We start from the raw sequence: 16,152 nt of genomic DNA, 5'->3' as shown, positions 1-16,152 counted from the left end.
TAGAGAGCCGCAGGAATGAAGCTGTTCAACTCCCGTTACTTGCTCCTGGCCGCATTTTCCTTGCTGCTGGGCGCCTGCCAAAGCACACCGTCTGCCGACAATGCTGTCCCGGACGGACGCGCTGCGGCTATCGCACAGCTGGAGCAAAACCTGGCCAGCAGCGAACTCGCGACTGCTGAAGATCAACTGGCTGCCTTGCAGGCGCAAACGCCGGATGATCCTCAATTGGTGCAGTACCAGCGCCAACTGGCAGAAGCCTACCTGCAACGCAGCCAGATCGTGTTGCAGAAGGGTGATGTCAATGCTGCAGCCACTGCGCTAAGCCGCGCTCGCGCCTTGATGCCCAAGGCCCCGGCGCTGACCGGAGGCGTCAACAGCGCCATCGCTCAGGCCCGCAAGGCTGAGCTGGAGCGAGCCGAAGCCGCCCTTCGAGCAGCCGAAGCCCGACCACCGGCAAAGGTCATTGACCCTGCCGCCGAAAGCACCACCGTAAGATTGAATATCAGCGATATTGCGAAACTTCGCCATCAGTTGGATCTGATCGCGCAAGATATCGTCAACTATCAATGTGCTGTCAGCCTGCAGGTTCCACGCACGGCAGACTACCCTTGGTTGTCCACTCTGATCAGCAAGCGGGTCAAAAAACTCGATCCTGAGTTTGACCTCAAACTCGAGCGTCAAATCGTACGCCATGTGCCTGCGCAAATGGTGCTGACCCCCAGCAAGCCGTAAGTGCAGCCGTGCAGGAGCTTTCGAGCTCCTGCACGCCCAACCCCTGCCTGTTACGCCGGTACTGCCTTGGCCCTGGCTTCCCGTGCCCATACCCGATGCTGTGCAATGGCAGCAAAGAAAGCCTTGAACTGCTTGGCATCCTTGAGCACCAGCAAACCTTCATCTGCCTGCAAATGCAGCACATCAAGCAACTGAGCGGCCTCGCCATGCAACGCAATGGCCTTGAGATGCTTGTAGGCTTCCAGCAGGTAGTGCAACGCTACACCGTCTGCGCTCAACGCCTTGATTGATGCCGCGCCACCCGGAACAAACACCGCGTCAAAGGCCACCGAAGGCAAACCTTCCATCGACGCATCGACCGGCAACAACTTGCCTTGAGCCGTTTTAACCGGTGCCGACGTCGGCCCCAGCAGCTTGGCGTGGGCGCCTTCAGCAGCCAATGCCTGCTTTAACGCATCGATCGCGGCACCATCGACACCATTTGCCGCCAGAATCGCCACTTTTCGCGTCTTGATATCGCCGGGCAGCAAGTTGGCCTGGCTCAAGGCCGGAGACTGGGCAAGCCCGGTTTTGCGAACGGCCACAGTGCCCGCCTTGGGTGGCGTAATGCCCAGGTTATCCGCCACGCGCTTGGCCAGCCCCAGGTCAATATTCGCCAGGATTTCATTCACCTGACGCTCGCGGATAGGTTCGCGCTCGACCTTGCCCAACTCAAAGCTGTAAGCCGCAATAATGTGTTCTTGCTCATGCTTGCTCATGCTGTTGAAAAACAACCGCGCTTGCGAAAAGTGGTCACTGAACGACTCGCTGCGCTGGCGGATCTTGTTTGCATCGATACGCTCGGGGTAGCTCTCAAAACCGCCATCGTGTGCAGCAGGCGGCGTTTCTTTGGGCCAGCCGCCATCAATGGAATTCGGCTCGTAAGAGGCACGCCCCTTGTGAATGGTGCTGCGGTGCTGCGCATCGCGCTGGTTGTTATGCCCGGGGGCAACAGGACGGTTGATGGGGATTTCGTGAAAGTTGGGCCCGCCAAGCCGGCTGATTTGCGTATCGGTGTATGAAAACAGGCGCCCTTGCAGCAGCGGGTCATTGGAAAAGTCGATCCCCGGCACGATGTGCCCGGGGCAAAACGCAACCTGCTCGGTTTCGGCAAAGAAATTGTCGGGGTTTCGGTTCAGCACCATCTTGCCAAGTGGCGTGATAGGCACCAGCTCTTCGGGAATCAGCTTGGTCGGGTCAAGAATGTCGAAGTCAAACGAATGCTCGTCTTCCTCGGCGATGATCTGCACCCCAAGCTCCCACTCAGGGAAGTCACCGGTTTCAATCGATTCCCACAGATCGCGACGGTGAAAATCGGTGTCTTTGCCTGCCAGTTTTTGCGCTTCATCCCACACCAGCGAACACGTACCCACACTCGGACGCCAATGGAATTTGACGAAATGTGACGTGCCTTTGGCGTTGATCAAACGGAAGGTATGCACTCCGAAGCCCTGCATACTGCGCAGGCTTTTCGGAATAGCCCGGTCGGACATGGCCCAAATCACCATGTGAGCGGTTTCTGGCACCAGCGAAACGAAATCCCAGAACGTGTCATGGGCTGAGCCGCCGGTGGGCATTTCATTATGGGGTTCAGGTTTTACCGCGTGAACAAAGTCAGGGAACTTGACCGCGTCCTGAATGAAAAACACCGGCATGTTGTTACCAACCAGGTCGAAGTTACCTTCGTCTGTATAGAACTTCACGGCGAAACCGCGCACGTCGCGCACCGTGTCACCGGAACCACGCGGTCCCTGTACGGTAGAAAAGCGCACAAATACGGGGGTCTTCTTGCTCGGATCCTGCAGGAAGCCGGCCTTGGTCAACGCTGTATGCGGCTCGTAAGTCTGGAAGTAACCATGAGCACCCGTTCCACGGGCATGGACAATGCGCTCCGGAATGCGCTCGTGGTCAAAGTGGGTAATTTTCTCGCGCATAATGAAGTCTTCTAGCAGCGAAGGCCCCCTGGCACCTGCTTTCAGGGTGTTTTGATTATCGGCAATCTTCACCCCCTGATTGGTGCGCAATGCCTGACCCGTCGCGTCGTCGCGAAAAATCTCCAGGCTGTCCAGTTTGACGTTCGTGTTGCCACGATCCATGGTGTCTGTTCCGGCCATTTGGCTCTTGTTCGGAGACGGTTTTTTCGTGCTCATCAGACTTAACTCCTTGTTCGCAAAAGCCCGTCTTGCGGGCGTTGTCTACAAATGCCCCAAGCGGGACGCGAGCTGCCTAAGTACAGACTAGAACCCTCTAAAGGCGTTCCTTTTTTCTGACCTTTAGTCGTCTTATTGCCAAATTGAAGGTTTACACCGAAATAAATGCTAAGAACCCCTATACGGACAGGCTAAAATGCGCGCCCAGCTAACCGCTGATCTTCTTTTTTTACGCGCCCCACAAGGTTCGCTACGTGATTGAGTTCCATAACGTTCATAAAACTTACCGGGTCGCCGGTAAGGACATTCCCGCGTTGCACTCCACCAGTTTGCGTGTCGAGAGCGGCCAGGTGTTCGGCCTGATTGGCCACTCCGGCGCGGGTAAAAGTACATTGCTGCGCCTGATCAACCGACTCGAAACCCCAAGTGGCGGGCAGATCATTGTCGATAACGAAGACGTCACCGCGATGGATGCCAAAGGCCTGCGGCGCTTTCGTCAACAGGTCGGCATGATTTTCCAGCACTTCAACCTGCTGGCGTCCAAGACCGTCGCTGACAACGTTGCGATGCCACTGACGCTGGCAGGCGAGTTGTCCCGCAGTGAGATCGATCAACGCGTCGCTGAATTGCTGGCGCGCGTGGGCTTGTCTGACCACGCCAAAAAATACCCGGCGCAACTGTCCGGTGGTCAAAAACAGCGCGTGGGTATTGCCCGTGCGCTGGCCACCAAGCCAAAAGTGCTGCTGTGCGACGAGGCCACCAGTGCCCTCGACCCGCAAACCACGGCGTCGGTCCTGCAACTGCTGGCCGAAATCAACCGTGAGTTGAAGCTGACCATCGTGCTGATCACTCACGAGATGGATGTGATCCGTCGCGTGTGCGATGAAGTCGCGGTGATGGATGCGGGCGTGATTGTCGAACAGGGCCCGGTAGCGCAAGTGTTCTTGCACCCGACGCACCCCACGACCAAACGCTTTGTGCAGGAAGACGAGCACATCGATGAAAGCGAGCAGCGCGACGACTTCGCTCATGTGCCAGGTCGCATTGTTCGCCTGACCTTCCAGGGCGAAGGCACCTACGCGCCGTTGCTGGGCACCATCGCTCGTGAAACGGGTGTGGACTACAGCATCCTGGCCGGCCGCATTGACCGCATCAAAGACACCCCTTATGGGCAACTGACCCTCGCCATCACCGGTGGCGACATGGAAGCTGCTTTCGCGCGCTTCATCGCTGCGGACGTACATATGGAGGTGCTGCGCTAATGGAATCCCTTTTGAGCTTTTTCGGCAACATCGACTGGTACGAAATCTGGCTGGCCACCGGCGACACGCTGATGATGCTTGGCGGTTCGCTGCTGTTCACCATCGTGCTGGGTCTGCCGCTGGGCGTGCTGCTGTTTCTGTGCAGCCCCCGGCAACTGTTTGAGCAAAAAGCGGTGTATGCCTTGCTGTCGCTGGTGGTGAACATCCTGCGATCGCTGCCGTTTATCATCCTGCTGATCGTCATGATCCCGTTCACCGTGCTGATCACCGGTACGTCGCTGGGTGTTGCCGGTGCAATTCCGCCACTGGTGGTCGGTGCCACGCCGTTCTTCGCCCGCTTGGTCGAGACCGCACTGCGCGAAGTGGATCGCGGCATTATCGAAGCGACCCAGGCAATGGGCGCCAGTACCCGCCAGATCATTACCAGCGCGCTGCTGCCAGAAGCCCGTCCCGGCATCTTTGCAGCGATTACCGTGACCGCAATCACACTGGTTTCCTACACTGCTATGGCCGGTGTGGTCGGTGCCGGTGGTTTGGGCGACCTGGCAATCCGCTTCGGTTACCAACGCTTCCAGACCGACGTCATGATCGTCACAGTGGTACTGCTGCTGATTCTGGTGCAAATTCTGCAAACCGTTGGCGATCGGCTGGTGGTGCACTTTTCGCGCAAGTAAGCGTGGCCTCGTTAATAAACGTAACCGCCAGCCCGCGGCTGGCAGGCACCTGAAAGCAGGTGCCCACAAGGAGTTGCTGAATGAAGAAGTTATTTGCTGCTGTGGCTGCTGTTGCGGCGTTCTCGGCTCAGGCAGGCGATCTGTCGGTGGCGGCTACGCCGGTGCCACACGCTGAAATCCTGGAGTTCGTGAAACCTGCGCTGGCCAAAGAGGGTGTTAATCTCAAGGTCAAGGTTTTCACTGACTACGTGCAACCCAACGTGCAAGTCGCGCAAAAGCGTCTGGACGCCAACTTCTTCCAGCACCAGCCGTACCTGGATGAGTTCAACAAGGCCAAAGGCACCGATCTGGTCAACGTCGCCAACGTTCACCTCGAGCCGCTGGGTGCTTACTCCAGCAAATTCAAGAACGTTGCCGATATCCCGGACGGCGCAGCCGTGATCATCCCTAACGATGCCACCAACGGTGGCCGTGCCTTGCTGCTGCTGCAACAGGCGGGTCTGATCACGCTCAAGGATCCGAAAAACATCCTGTCGACCACCAAGGACATCGCCGGAAACCCGAAAAACCTGAAGTTCCGCGAACTGGAAGCCGCCACGATCCCGCGCGTGCTGACCCAGGTCGATCTGGCGCTGATCAACACCAACTATGCGCTGGAAGCCAAGCTGAATCCGGAAAAAGACGCGCTGGTCATCGAAGGCAAAGACTCGCCTTACGTGAACATTCTGGTGGCTCGCCCGGACAACAAGGATTCGGCTGATATGCAGAAACTGGTCAATGCCCTGCACACGCCGCAAGTGAAGAAGTTCATCGAAGAGAAATACAAAGGCGCCATCGTTCCGGCGTTCTGATCCACGTACACCGCTATGAGAACGGACCAATCCCCTGCAGGGACGGCCGAACGCTGAGCTCTTTTGGAGTGGCGTTCACCAGAACCTGCAGGGGGATTGTCTGTATCTGTCCCCCGCGTTACTTCCTTTCGAGCAAGCCCGGCAGCTGGGCAACCATTTTCTGGGTGTTGAACGGTGCCCTGATAAAACCTCGCTGAGTGCCGTCCGGCCCGATCAGCGCCAGATTCCCGCTGTGGTCCACGGTGTAGTTCGGCTTGCTGGTGTCCGCCGGGATAAACGGAATACTCACCGCGTTGGCCAACGTTTGCAGCTCATCCACCGAGCCGGGTGTCAGCCCGACAAACGTTGGGTCGAAGTAGCCAAGGTATTGCTTGAGCTGCTGCGGAGTGTCGCGGTTGGGATCGACGCTGACCAGTACGATTTGCAGTTTGTCTTGCGCCGCTTGCGGCAGCTCGCTTTTGATCTGACGCAACTGGGCGAGGGTGGTCGGGCAGATATCCGGGCAAAAGGTGTAGCCAAAGAACAACAGGCTCCACTTGTCATTCAGCTCGTCCATCTGCACCGGCTGACCGTCCTGATTGGTCATTTTTATCTCCGGCAACTGGCGACTCTGCGGAAGCAGAATGATCCCCGCATCGATCAGAGACGTCGTATCGACCTGGCCTTTGCCCGACATGATTTTGTTAAACGTCAGGCCCATGACCAATGCCACCAACGCGACGAGGATAAAGACCGTTTTTTGAGTTTTAGTCATAGCTTCAACATGAGGTAGTGATCGACAAGCAGCGCGGCAAATAGCCAGAGCAAGTAGTAAATCGAGTACTTGAACGTATTGATCGCGGCGCGCGGTTGAGTACCACGGTACAGCACCCATGCCCAATGCAGAAAGCGTGCGCCCAATCCGAGTGCACAGGCCAGGTAAAGCACGCCGCTCATGTGAATCACAAATGGCAGCAGACTGACCGCCAGCAACACACAGGTGTACAGCAGAATATGCACTTTGGTGTAGTGCTCGCCGTGGGTGACCGGCAGCATCGGAATATCGGCCTTGGCGTATTCAGCCTTGCGATGAATCGCCAGCGCCCAAAAGTGCGGCGGGGTCCAGGCAAAGATAATCAACACCAGCAGCAGGGGTTCGGCCGTGACATGGCCGGTGACTGCCACCCATCCCAACAATGGCGGAGCCGCCCCGGCCAACCCGCCAATCACTATGTTCTGCGGTGTGGCGCGCTTGAGAAAGCCGGTGTAAATCACGGCGTAGCCGAGCAGCGAAGCCAGCGTCAGCCAGGCGGCCAGGGCATTGGTAAAAATCAGCAACAGCGCCAGCCCCGAGACCGCCAGTAACAAAGCGAAAGACAATGCTGCCAGGGCCGAGATCCGGCCTTCGGCCAAAGGCCGCTTGTGGGTGCGCGCCATCAGGGCATCGATACGCCGGTCCAGCACATGATTGACCGCTGCGGCCCCCCCCGCACACAAGCCAATCCCCAGGTTGCCGAACACCAGCACCGCCCACGGCACACCGGCCCGGGTCGCCAAAAACATGCCCACCAGCGAAGTGATGAGCATCAGCACCACGACTTTGGGCTTGGTCAGTTCCAGGTAATCACGCCATCGGGCCGAGCTATAGCGCTCGCCGGTCAGGGTCGCCATGGCAGTTCTCCTTTCAGGGTGAAGGGACCGGCCGTTGCGCGCCGGGGGCTGAAAGTCCAACGCGCAAAACGCGGAGCCCTGACCCTGACCAGCGCCGTGCGAGCGTGATAGTTAACCAGCACCAGCGTCAGCAACAGCCCCGCACCGCCCGCGTTGTGCGCCACCGCCACGGTCAGGGGAAGATGAAACACCACGTTGCTCACGCCCAGGCTGATCTGAACCACCAATGCTGCCAGCAACAAGCCCGCCAGACGGGTCATGCCGACTTTGCGTAGCTGCCAGGCCAGACCCAGTAAAACCAGCGTCAGCGCCACAGCCCCCAAGCGATGGGTGAGGTGAATCGCCGTGCGGGCTTCGCTGTCCAGTTGCCCGCCCAAATAGTTGGGACCGATGTGCTGGGTCAGATGAAAGCCGTTGGCAAAATCGGCGGCAGGCCACCATTCGCCGTGGCAGGTGGGCACATCAATGCATGCCACGGCCGCATAGTTGGAGCTGACCCAGCCTCCCAGGGCAATTTGCAAAATCCCCAGTACCAGCCCGGCCGTGGCCCAGCGCTGCAGACGGCGAGGCACGGCGAGGGCGGGTAACACCCCGGACAGACGTAACGTCAGCAAAAACAGCAGGCTCAACGTCGCAAAACCACCGAGTAAATGCCCCGTCACCACCTGCGGCCATAACTTCAGCGTCACCGTCCACATGCCAAAGGCGGCCTGGGCGAACACCACCAGCAAGATGAACAGGGGCAGCTTGAGGGGTTGATCCGGCACATGCCGCTGGCGCCAGGCCCGCGCAGCCAGCACCGCAATCATCAGGCCAAGGGCACCGGCAAAATAACGATGGACCATCTCGCTCCAGCCCTTATCGGCCTCCACCGGCGTGTCCGGAAAGTGCAGCTCGGCATGGGCCAGTTGCGCCTCACTCTGCGGCACGCTGATGAAGCCATAACAGCCGGGCCAGTCCGGGCAACCCAGCCCGGCGTGGGTCAACCGGGTGTAGGCACCGAGCAACACCACGAGCAGCGCCAGCAACGTGGCCAGCAACGCGAGGCGGAATCCAGCTTTGGCCATGACAATACCCCTATCCGATGTTGGACAGCTTCAGCAGGTGGCGCAGGTCGTTGAGCACGTCCTTGCCTTTGACCTGAGGGTTGTAACGCAGTACCAGATTGCCGTGCGGGTCGATAATCCACAGTTGCGCCGCGCCATTGCCTTCAGCGCCCCGGGTGTAGGCCGGCAAGTCCAGCGTGTAGCGCAACAGTTGCGGGTATTGCTGCTGCAGACGGGTGGCGTACTCCGGGTCCACCGGTTGCGTGACCGCCAGTGCATGGGTGGCCCGTGATGCGTCACGCCCAAGGCCTATCTGGATCTGACGCGCCAGGTACACCAGTTGCTGGCAATCGCTCGTGCATGCCTGAGGTGCCGTCACCAGCAATTGCCAGCGCTGCTCATCAGCTTGCACGCCAAGCGCCGCCCGGCTTTGCCCGTTGCCGATCAGCTCTCCGTGATAGCTGCGGCTTTCCGGCACCCAGAATTTGTACTGGTACATGACTGTGGCCAGCACCATCGGGCCGACGGTCAGCAATACGATCAGGATCAGTTGCAACCGCCCGCGCCGGCGCACAGGTGCTGAAGGGGGACGAGCGGTTTCAGGCGGACTGATGGCCGTTGCCATGGCGTTTCTCCTGAGCGTTATGCCAACCGAGATAGAGGTAAAGGCCGAGCAGCGCCAGCGCCATGGCGAACCATTGCACGGCATACGCGGTATGTTTTTCCGGGCCCATGCCGGTGGCGATCACCGGCCAGTCGGCCTGATAAGCCGCCGGGCCCGACGCAAGACGCACTTCATCGGCGAAACCCTCACGGCCCAGCTCAGCCCACAGCCTGGCCGGCTCAACCGCGGTGATCAGACGAGGCCAACGCGCAGCCGATGGATCGGCTTGTAGCTGAAAGGCAGCCCCGGGTGACTCATACACCCAGGCCTGGAGATCAAGAACCTGCTCCGGGGTACTGAACGTCGGGGGAATGCGCCGATCTGGCCACGCTAACCAACCGCGATTCAGCAGCAGCCATTCTCCGCTGGCCTGATCCTGAAACGGTTGCAGCAGTTCGACGCCAACCTTGCCGTCGCGCATCCGGTTATCCAGCAGCAGGCTGTGATGAGCATCGAATTGCCCGCGCAACTGCACACGGCGAAACGCCGGTTCGCTGACCAGGGCCAGTTGCCCGACGGTCAGCGGCACCGCGCTTTGACGCTCTGCATAGCTGGCGAGCAACACGCGCTTCTGTTCGCCCCGGGCGAGCTGCCAAAAGCCAAGAAACACCAACAACGGCAGCAACGCCAACACCATCAAGGTGGGCGCAATACCAGGCCGAAAGCGCATCATGGGCGCTGTCCGTAAGCGGGGGTTTCAGTCGCTATACTTATTTTCATTGCGTCTGCCCGGAGCTGCATCATGTTGAAAATCGCTATTGTGCTGATGCTGATTGCGACCGTAATCAGCCTGTTCAGCGGCCTGTTCTTTCTGCTCAGCGACCAGGGTCGTTCAAATCGCCTGGTCACCGCGCTGACCGTGCGCGTGACCCTGGCCGTGATCACGGTCACGCTCATCGGCTGGGGCTTCTACAGCGGTCAGTTGGTGTCCTCAGCCCCTTGGTGATCCGGCCTAAAGCACGTACACAAACACAAACAAACCGATCCACACCACGTCCACAAAGTGCCAATACCAAGTGGCAGCCTCAAAACCGAACTGATGCTCAGCGTTGAAATGCCCACGCATCACTCGAATCAGCATCACGAGCAAAATCAGGGTACCGATGGTCACGTGGGCCCCATGAAAGCCGGTGAGCATAAAGAACGTCGCGCCATAGACCCCGGAACCCAGCGTCAGCCCCAGCTCTTTATAAGCGTGAATGTATTCCTCAGCCTGAAACCCCAAAAACGCGATGCCCAGCACAACGGTCAGGGCCAGCCAGAATTTCAGCGCCCCGCGATGGCCCTTGTTCAGGGCATGGTGGGCAATGGTCACCGTCACGCTCGAACTGACCAGCAACACGGTGTTGAGCAGCGGCAGCCCCCAAGGGTTGATGATGTCTTTGGGCGCGGGGTACAGGGTCGGGTCAGGGGTGTGCAACAGTGGCCAGGCAAATTGAAAATCCGGCCACAGCAATTGCGTCATGGCCCGGCTGCCTTCGCCCGCAATATCTGGACCCGATATGTTGCGCACGTAAAAAAGAGCACCGAAAAACGCGACGAAGAACATCACTTCGGAAAAAATAAACCAGGTCATGCCCCAGCGAAACGATCGGTCCAGCTGCGGGCTGTAGAGCCCAGCCCGGCTCTCTTTGATGACCGCACCGAACCAGCCAAACAGCATGTAGGCCAGTACCAGGCTACCGATGAAGAAAATCAGCGGGCCGTGAGAATCCGGCCGGGCGGCTTTCATGTCGTTAAACCACATGCCCAGGCCATACACCGTAATGAACAGGCCCACTGAGGCAATAATCGGCCACTTGCTCTGCGCCGGAACGTAATAGTGATCGTGAGTTGCCATGGAGCGTTCTCCTTATCGGGCAAGCCGGGTGCTATCACTGCCAGCGTTGGCGATGGCAGGCGGTTGGCGAGCGGTGATATCGAACAGCGTGTAGGCCAGCGTCAGGTGTTTCACGTCCTTGGGCATATCGCGATCAACGATAAAGCGCATCGGCATTTCGATGCGTTCGCCCGGCTGTAACACTTGTTGGGTAAAGCAAAAGCATTCGGTCTTGTGGAAATACTGGGCGGCCTGGGCAGGTGAAATACTCGGTACGGCTTGAGCCGTCATCGGGTGATCCGAAGGGTTGATCGCCACAAAGACCATTTCGTTGACCGCTCCCGGGCTCACGTCCAGTTGATCGCCCTTGGGGTAAAACTCCCACACCATGTCGATGGCATTGGTCGACAAGAACTGCACGCGAACCTGGCGACTGTCATCCACCACCTGCGAGCCTTCATATTGCCCCGCGGTTTTGCCGTTAATGCCGAAAGCCTTGCACATCACGTCGTAAATCGGCACCAGGGCAAAACCAAAGGCAAACATCACCGTTACCAGCAGCAACAGGCGGATGACCAGGCGCTTGATCGAGGTTGAGTCATTCATAAGCCCCCCCTGAACGTGCAACGGTGATGTTCATTTGACTTCCGGTGGGGTGGTGAAGGTGTGGTAAGGCGCGGGCGATGGCACGCTCCACTCCAGCCCTTCAGCTCCGTCCCAAGGCTTGGCCGGCGCCTTGGGCCCGCCGCGGATGCATTTGATGACGATAAACAGGAACAGAAACTGCGTGGCGCCGAACATGAATCCGCCAATCGAGGCCACCATGTTGAAGTCGGCAAATTGCAGGTTGTAGTCCGGAATCCTCCGTGGCATCCCTGCCAGCCCGACAAAGTGCATCGGGAAGAAAGTCAGGTTCATGCCCACGAATGAGAGCCAGAAGTGCAGCTTGCCCAAGGTTTCGTCGTACATGTGCCCGGTCCATTTCGGTAACCAGTAGTAGGTCGATGCGAAGATCCCGAAAATCGCTCCCGGCACCAGCACGTAATGGAAATGCGCCACCACAAAGTAGGTGTCGTGGTACTGAAAGTCGGCCGGTGCGATGGCCAGCATCAACCCGGAAAATCCGCCGATGGTGAACAGAATCACAAAGGCCACGGCAAACAGCATCGGTGTTTCGAAGGTCAACGAGCCTTGCCACATGGTGCTCGCCCAGTTGAACACCTTGACCCCGGTAGGCACTGCAATCAGCAGCGTGGCGTACATGAAGAACAGCTCACCCACCAACGGGATCCCCACCACGAACATGTGGTGCGCCCATACGATGAATGACAGGAAAGCAATGCTCGCCGTGGCGTACACCATTGAGGTGTATCCGAACAAAGGTTTGCGCGAGAAGGTCGGAATGATTGCGCTGACAGCCCCGAAAGCCGGCAGGATCATGATGTAGACCTCAGGATGCCCAAAGAACCAGAACACATGCTGGAACAACACCGGGTCCCCTCCCCCGGCCGCACTGAAAAAGCTGGTACCGAAGTGAATATCCATCAGCATCATGGTCACCACACCGGCGAGCACAGGCATGACTGCAATCAGAAGAAAGGCCGTGATCAACCAGGTCCACACGAACAGCGGCATCTTCATCAACGTCATGCCAGGGGCGCGCAAGTTGAGAATGGTGGCAATCACGTTGATCGCGCCCATGATGGAACTGATACCCATCAAATGAATGGCAAAAATAAAATAAGTAACGCTTTCAGGTGCATACGTAGTGGATAACGGCGCGTAAAACGTCCACCCGAAGTTCGGCCCGCCTCCCGCCGTGAACAGGGTCGATACCAGCATGAGAAACGCTGCGGGGAGCAGCCAGAAACTGAAGTTGTTCATCCTCGGCAACGCCATGTCTGGCGCCCCGATCATCAGCGGGATCATCCAGTTGGCCAGGCCGACAAACGCGGGCATGACCGCACCGAACACCATGATCAGCCCGTGCATGGTGGTCATCTGGTTAAAAAATGCCGGCTCGACAATCTGCAGACCCGGCTGGAAAAGCTCGGCACGGATGACCATGGCGAAGGAGCCACCGAGCAAGAACATGCAGAAGCTGAACCACAGGTACAAGGTGCCGATGTCTTTGTGATTGGTGGTCAACACCCACCGCATCAACCCTTTGGCGGGGCCGTGTGCATGCTCGCCTGCAGCCCCGTGGTCATCAATAACAGCACTCATGTCCTGACTCCTGCGTAAGGATGGACCAAAAAACCAGCAGCTGGCTGCCCCCGGCCGGTGTGCGCGCAGATCCTTGAGCCGCTCATTTGCCTTGCGCCTGTTTTAACTCCAGCACATCTTTGGGGGTCACCATATCGCCCTTGTTATTCCCCCAGGCATTGCGCTCGTAGGTCACCACCGCCGCGATATCGACTTCCGACAACTGCTTGCCGAAGGCCGCCATGGCAGTGCCCGGCTTTCCGAAAAACACGCGATGCAGGTGCTCGTCCTTGGGCCCGGTGGCAATCGGTGAGCCTTTAAGAGCGGGGAACATGGGCGGCAGCCCCTGGCCTTCGGCCTGATGGCAGGACGTGCAAGCGGTGTGGTAGACCTTATCGCCGCGAGCCACCAGCTCCTCAAGGGTCCATTCCTTGCTGGTCAACTCTTTGAGTTGTGCGGCCTGGGCCTTGCGCCCCGCAAGCCAGGCGTCGTAATCGGCGCGGGTTTTGACGTCGACCACAATGGGCATGAAGCCGTGATCCTTGCCGCAGAGTTCAGCGCATTGGCCGCGATAAATGCCGGGCTTTTCAACACGAGTCCAGGCTTCGTTGATAAAGCCCGGAATGGCATCGCGCTTGACCGCGAAGGCGGGTACCCACCATGAGTGGATAACGTCGGCCGACGTCACCAGAAATCGGACCTTGGCGCCAATCGGCAATACCAGAGGCTCATCGACTTCAAGCAAGTAATGCTCGCCCTTGGTGGCCTGGTTATGGATCTGCTCGGCAGGGGTGGACAGATTACTGAAGAACTCGACGTCCTGACCCAGGTATTTGTAATGCCATTTCCACTGATAGCCCGTGACCTGGATGTCGACATCCGACTCGGTGCTGTCGTAGATATTGATCAGGGTCTTGGTGGCGGGTACCGCCATCGCTATGAGTATGAGCAGGGGGACGACAGTCCAGAGGATCTCCACCGAAGTGTTTTCGTGGAATTTGGCCGCTTGCTGACCGGTGGAACGCCGATGGACGATCATCGACCAGAACATGGCAGTGAAGACGATGATGCCAATCACGACACAGATCCAGAATATGGTCATGTGCAGGTCGAAAACGGCGTTACTGACTTCTGTCACACCCGGCGCCATATTCACCGTCCAGGCTCCGTGAGCCTGAGTGAATACTGACCACAACAGCAGGCCCATCCAAACACGTGGATGTCGCATCGCGGGTTCCCCTTTGTTTTTCTTGTTATTGCGCCGGTAGATACCTGCGTACAAGGGGGCGGTTTTCAAACCTGTGGACTCTGGCCGCCGAGCCTCGTCTGCTCAGGCAGTCGGGCGTCATCAAAAAACGTTTACAAAAGCGAGTATAGACAGCGGTGCCATCCCCGCAATGTGAGCACCCAAAACAGCAAAATTGCGCTCTATCGACAAATGGCACTCACTACCCGGTCACAAAATGAATAACAATACTGCCCCTAAAAAAAAGCTCCTGCCCCGAAGAGAGCTACTTTTAAGTTCTTCCTTTCCCGTTTTGTGCCTCTCTGGAGCTCCCATGAACACCGCCGCCCTCCGCGAACTGATCCTGCGTGCCCAACAGCATGAGGCCGAAACGGGCCTGCTCGCCAAGCATCTCGCCGTTCAATTGCCACACCTTCACGCTGCGATCCAGCTGCCTGAAACCGACAAGAATCTGGTGATGACACGTTTCGTCACGGCTTATATCGAACAGGTACCCGACTTGCTCGATGCGGCCAATGAGGTCGCTCGCGAGGCCGGTATCGAGTCGCAAATTCGCCCTGTACTCAAAATTGCCGAGCAGTTTTTTGCCCAGCCGCCAGCCATGCTCTCCGGCCATGAAGGCCTGGAAGGTCTGCTGGATGAGGCATATCTGGCGCACCGGCTGGTAGAAGAGGTCAACGATCTTTATATCAAGCACTTCCAGCAGCCGTTGATCCCGCTGGACATGACGGTGGCCAACCTGATCGCCCATCAATTGGTAGGCGAAACCTTTGCCAATCAACTGGACGAAGCCGTACACCATGCTGTCGATGAAATGCTCAACGACGAAAGCTTTGCCCTGGAGTCGGTTGAAGCCTACCGCGAACGCCTGACCAGCCCTGAAACAGGCGCGGCCTGGAAACGCTGGCCGTGCCTGTCCAAGCAACTGGGTGTCGGGCTGGATCTGTAACCCGATCCGGCTACGTGGCCATCGTAAGGTCAGATAACTTTAAAACCGTGCCTTGGGCGTGGCACTCGGGATCGGGTTGGTGCCATCCAGCGGCAGGAAACAGCCTTTGTCAGCGTCGTAGGCTTTAATCGCACTGGTTTCGATGTCGTACACCCAACCATGGATAAACAGGTGCCCGTTGGCCATGCGCGATGCCACCGACGGGTGCGTGCGCAAATGCTGCAACTGGGCAATCACGTTTTCTTCAGTCAACACGTGCATGCTTTCGGCTTCGGTGGCGCAGTTGCAGTTGTCCTGCACCATGGTCTTGGCCACTTCTACGTGGTGTAGCCAAGCTTTGACCGTGGGCATTTTTTTCAGGCTCGCAGGGTTCAGCACCGCCCGCATCGCGCCACAATCCGAATGCCCGCAAATGATGATGTGCTGTACGCCCAGTGCCAGCACCGCATACTCGATGGCGGTCGATACGCCGCCGTTCATCTGACCGTAAGGGGGTACGACATTGCCCACGTTACGCGTGACGAACAGATCACCAGGGGAACTTTGAGTGATCAGTTCCGGCACAATCCGCGAATCAGCACAGGCAATGAACATCGCACGTGGCTTTTGTGCGGTGGCGAGTTTTTTGAAAAAAGCTTCTTGCTCAGGGAAGATTTCGTGATGGAAATGTAAAAAACCATCAACGATATGGTGCAACGCTGAATCAGCGCTTTCTGCGGTGGCCGAGGCCGAAGGCTGTGGTTTCTGCTTGTCAGTCATCGTGTTTCCCCTAGGCAAAATGGCACCGGATGTTACCTGAATTCATGAAAACGTGTGATCGTTGCTGACGGTTTGAAAGGTAGCCGCAGCGGCCCTAGGGCTTCAG

The 16,152-nt window shown here is 58.0% G+C and carries 17 protein-coding genes; 6 read left to right on the top strand and 11 right to left on the bottom strand.

The genetic code is table 11. The features are described from left to right. The first annotated feature begins 15 nt into the window (after positions 1 to 15). Positions 16 to 732 (top strand): PA5502 family lipoprotein, encoded by a 717-nt coding sequence (locus DQN55_RS00705; RefSeq protein ID WP_048381292.1) that lies wholly within the window; start codon positions 16 to 18, stop codon positions 730 to 732. A gap of 50 nt (positions 733 to 782) precedes the next feature. On the opposite strand, the gene katE is transcribed toward DQN55_RS00705, so the two are convergent. Further along, positions 783 to 2,921: a catalase HPII gene (katE, locus tag DQN55_RS00700; protein WP_048381294.1), complete on the bottom strand. Its 2,139-nt coding sequence runs from the start codon at positions 2,919 to 2,921 to the stop codon at positions 783 to 785. A gap of 254 nt (positions 2,922 to 3,175) precedes the next feature. Between katE and DQN55_RS00695 the strand changes: the two genes are divergently transcribed. The 3 genes from DQN55_RS00695 (at position 3,176) to DQN55_RS00685 (ending at position 5,708) form a co-directional block, all read left to right on the top strand. Beyond that, entirely contained in the window at positions 3,176 to 4,183 is a 1,008-nt protein-coding gene (locus DQN55_RS00695) for a methionine ABC transporter ATP-binding protein (RefSeq protein WP_048381295.1), read from the top strand. Next, positions 4,183 to 4,857: a methionine ABC transporter permease gene (locus DQN55_RS00690; RefSeq protein ID WP_048381297.1), complete on the top strand. Its 675-nt coding sequence runs from the start codon at positions 4,183 to 4,185 to the stop codon at positions 4,855 to 4,857. Before DQN55_RS00695 ends, DQN55_RS00690 begins: the two co-directional genes overlap by 1 nt. A gap of 80 nt (positions 4,858 to 4,937) precedes the next feature. Next, a complete protein-coding gene (locus DQN55_RS00685; protein ID WP_048381299.1) occupies positions 4,938 to 5,708 on the top strand; it encodes a MetQ/NlpA family ABC transporter substrate-binding protein in 771 nt (256 codons plus the stop codon). 118 nt (positions 5,709 to 5,826) lie between these two features. On the opposite strand, the gene DQN55_RS00680 is transcribed toward DQN55_RS00685, so the two are convergent. The 5 genes from DQN55_RS00680 to DQN55_RS00660 are packed head-to-tail and all read right to left on the bottom strand — an operon-like array spanning position 5,827 to position 9,741. Beyond that, the gene (locus DQN55_RS00680; RefSeq protein ID WP_048381300.1) at positions 5,827 to 6,462 is read right to left on the bottom strand and encodes an SCO family protein; all 636 of its coding nucleotides are present in this window, start codon (positions 6,460 to 6,462) and stop codon (positions 5,827 to 5,829) included. Further along, complete coding sequence (cyoE, locus tag DQN55_RS00675; protein ID WP_048381303.1) at positions 6,459 to 7,358, bottom strand: heme o synthase; 900 nt, start codon at positions 7,356 to 7,358, stop codon at positions 6,459 to 6,461. The genes DQN55_RS00680 and cyoE overlap by 4 nt, the downstream gene beginning before the upstream one ends. Continuing rightward, positions 7,346 to 8,425 (bottom strand): COX15/CtaA family protein, encoded by a 1,080-nt coding sequence (locus DQN55_RS00670; protein WP_048381305.1) that lies wholly within the window; start codon positions 8,423 to 8,425, stop codon positions 7,346 to 7,348. Before DQN55_RS00670 ends, cyoE begins: the two co-directional genes overlap by 13 nt. A gap of 10 nt (positions 8,426 to 8,435) precedes the next feature. Continuing rightward, the gene (locus DQN55_RS00665; protein WP_048381307.1) at positions 8,436 to 9,029 is read right to left on the bottom strand and encodes a hypothetical protein; all 594 of its coding nucleotides are present in this window, start codon (positions 9,027 to 9,029) and stop codon (positions 8,436 to 8,438) included. Next, the gene (locus DQN55_RS00660; protein WP_048381309.1) at positions 9,004 to 9,741 is read right to left on the bottom strand and encodes an SURF1 family protein; all 738 of its coding nucleotides are present in this window, start codon (positions 9,739 to 9,741) and stop codon (positions 9,004 to 9,006) included. Before DQN55_RS00660 ends, DQN55_RS00665 begins: the two co-directional genes overlap by 26 nt. 69 nt (positions 9,742 to 9,810) lie before the next feature. Between DQN55_RS00660 and DQN55_RS00655 the strand changes: the two genes are divergently transcribed. Then, positions 9,811 to 10,014, top strand: coding sequence for a twin transmembrane helix small protein (locus tag DQN55_RS00655; protein ID WP_048381310.1), 204 nt, complete (start codon positions 9,811 to 9,813; stop codon positions 10,012 to 10,014). Between the two features lie 6 nt (positions 10,015 to 10,020). On the opposite strand, the gene DQN55_RS00650 is transcribed toward DQN55_RS00655, so the two are convergent. The 4 genes from DQN55_RS00650 to coxB all read right to left on the bottom strand — a co-directional run bounded on the left by DQN55_RS00650 (position 10,021) and on the right by coxB (position 14,320). Next, positions 10,021 to 10,908, bottom strand: a complete 888-nt coding sequence (locus DQN55_RS00650; protein ID WP_048381312.1) for a cytochrome c oxidase subunit 3 — start codon at positions 10,906 to 10,908, stop codon at positions 10,021 to 10,023. Between the two features lie 12 nt (positions 10,909 to 10,920). Then, complete coding sequence (locus tag DQN55_RS00645) at positions 10,921 to 11,493, bottom strand: cytochrome c oxidase assembly protein (protein WP_048381314.1); 573 nt, start codon at positions 11,491 to 11,493, stop codon at positions 10,921 to 10,923. 30 nt (positions 11,494 to 11,523) lie between these two features. Further along, positions 11,524 to 13,113 (bottom strand): cytochrome c oxidase subunit I, encoded by a 1,590-nt coding sequence (ctaD, locus tag DQN55_RS00640; RefSeq protein WP_048381316.1) that lies wholly within the window; start codon positions 13,111 to 13,113, stop codon positions 11,524 to 11,526. A gap of 82 nt (positions 13,114 to 13,195) precedes the next feature. Further along, positions 13,196 to 14,320 carry a cytochrome c oxidase subunit II gene (gene coxB / locus DQN55_RS00635; protein WP_048381710.1) on the bottom strand — a complete coding sequence of 375 codons (1,125 nt, stop codon included), beginning with the start codon at positions 14,318 to 14,320 and terminating at the stop codon, positions 13,196 to 13,198. A 331-nt stretch (positions 14,321 to 14,651) separates the two neighbouring features. On the opposite strand from coxB, the gene DQN55_RS00630 reads away from it, so the two are divergent. Continuing rightward, on the top strand, positions 14,652 to 15,287 hold the full coding sequence (locus DQN55_RS00630; protein WP_048381318.1) for a hypothetical protein: 636 nt from the start codon (positions 14,652 to 14,654) through the stop codon (positions 15,285 to 15,287). A 39-nt stretch (positions 15,288 to 15,326) separates the two neighbouring features. Here DQN55_RS00630 and DQN55_RS00625 read toward each other — a convergent pair whose 3' ends face one another. Beyond that, a complete protein-coding gene (locus DQN55_RS00625) occupies positions 15,327 to 16,046 on the bottom strand; it encodes a carbonic anhydrase (protein ID WP_048381321.1) in 720 nt (239 codons plus the stop codon). Positions 16,047 to 16,152 lie beyond the last annotated feature (106 nt).

The organism is Pseudomonas taetrolens, from assembly GCF_900475285.1.
Taxonomy (GTDB): domain Bacteria; phylum Pseudomonadota; class Gammaproteobacteria; order Pseudomonadales; family Pseudomonadaceae; genus Aquipseudomonas; species Aquipseudomonas taetrolens.
This window is presented reverse-complemented; position numbering and strand designations above follow the sequence as displayed.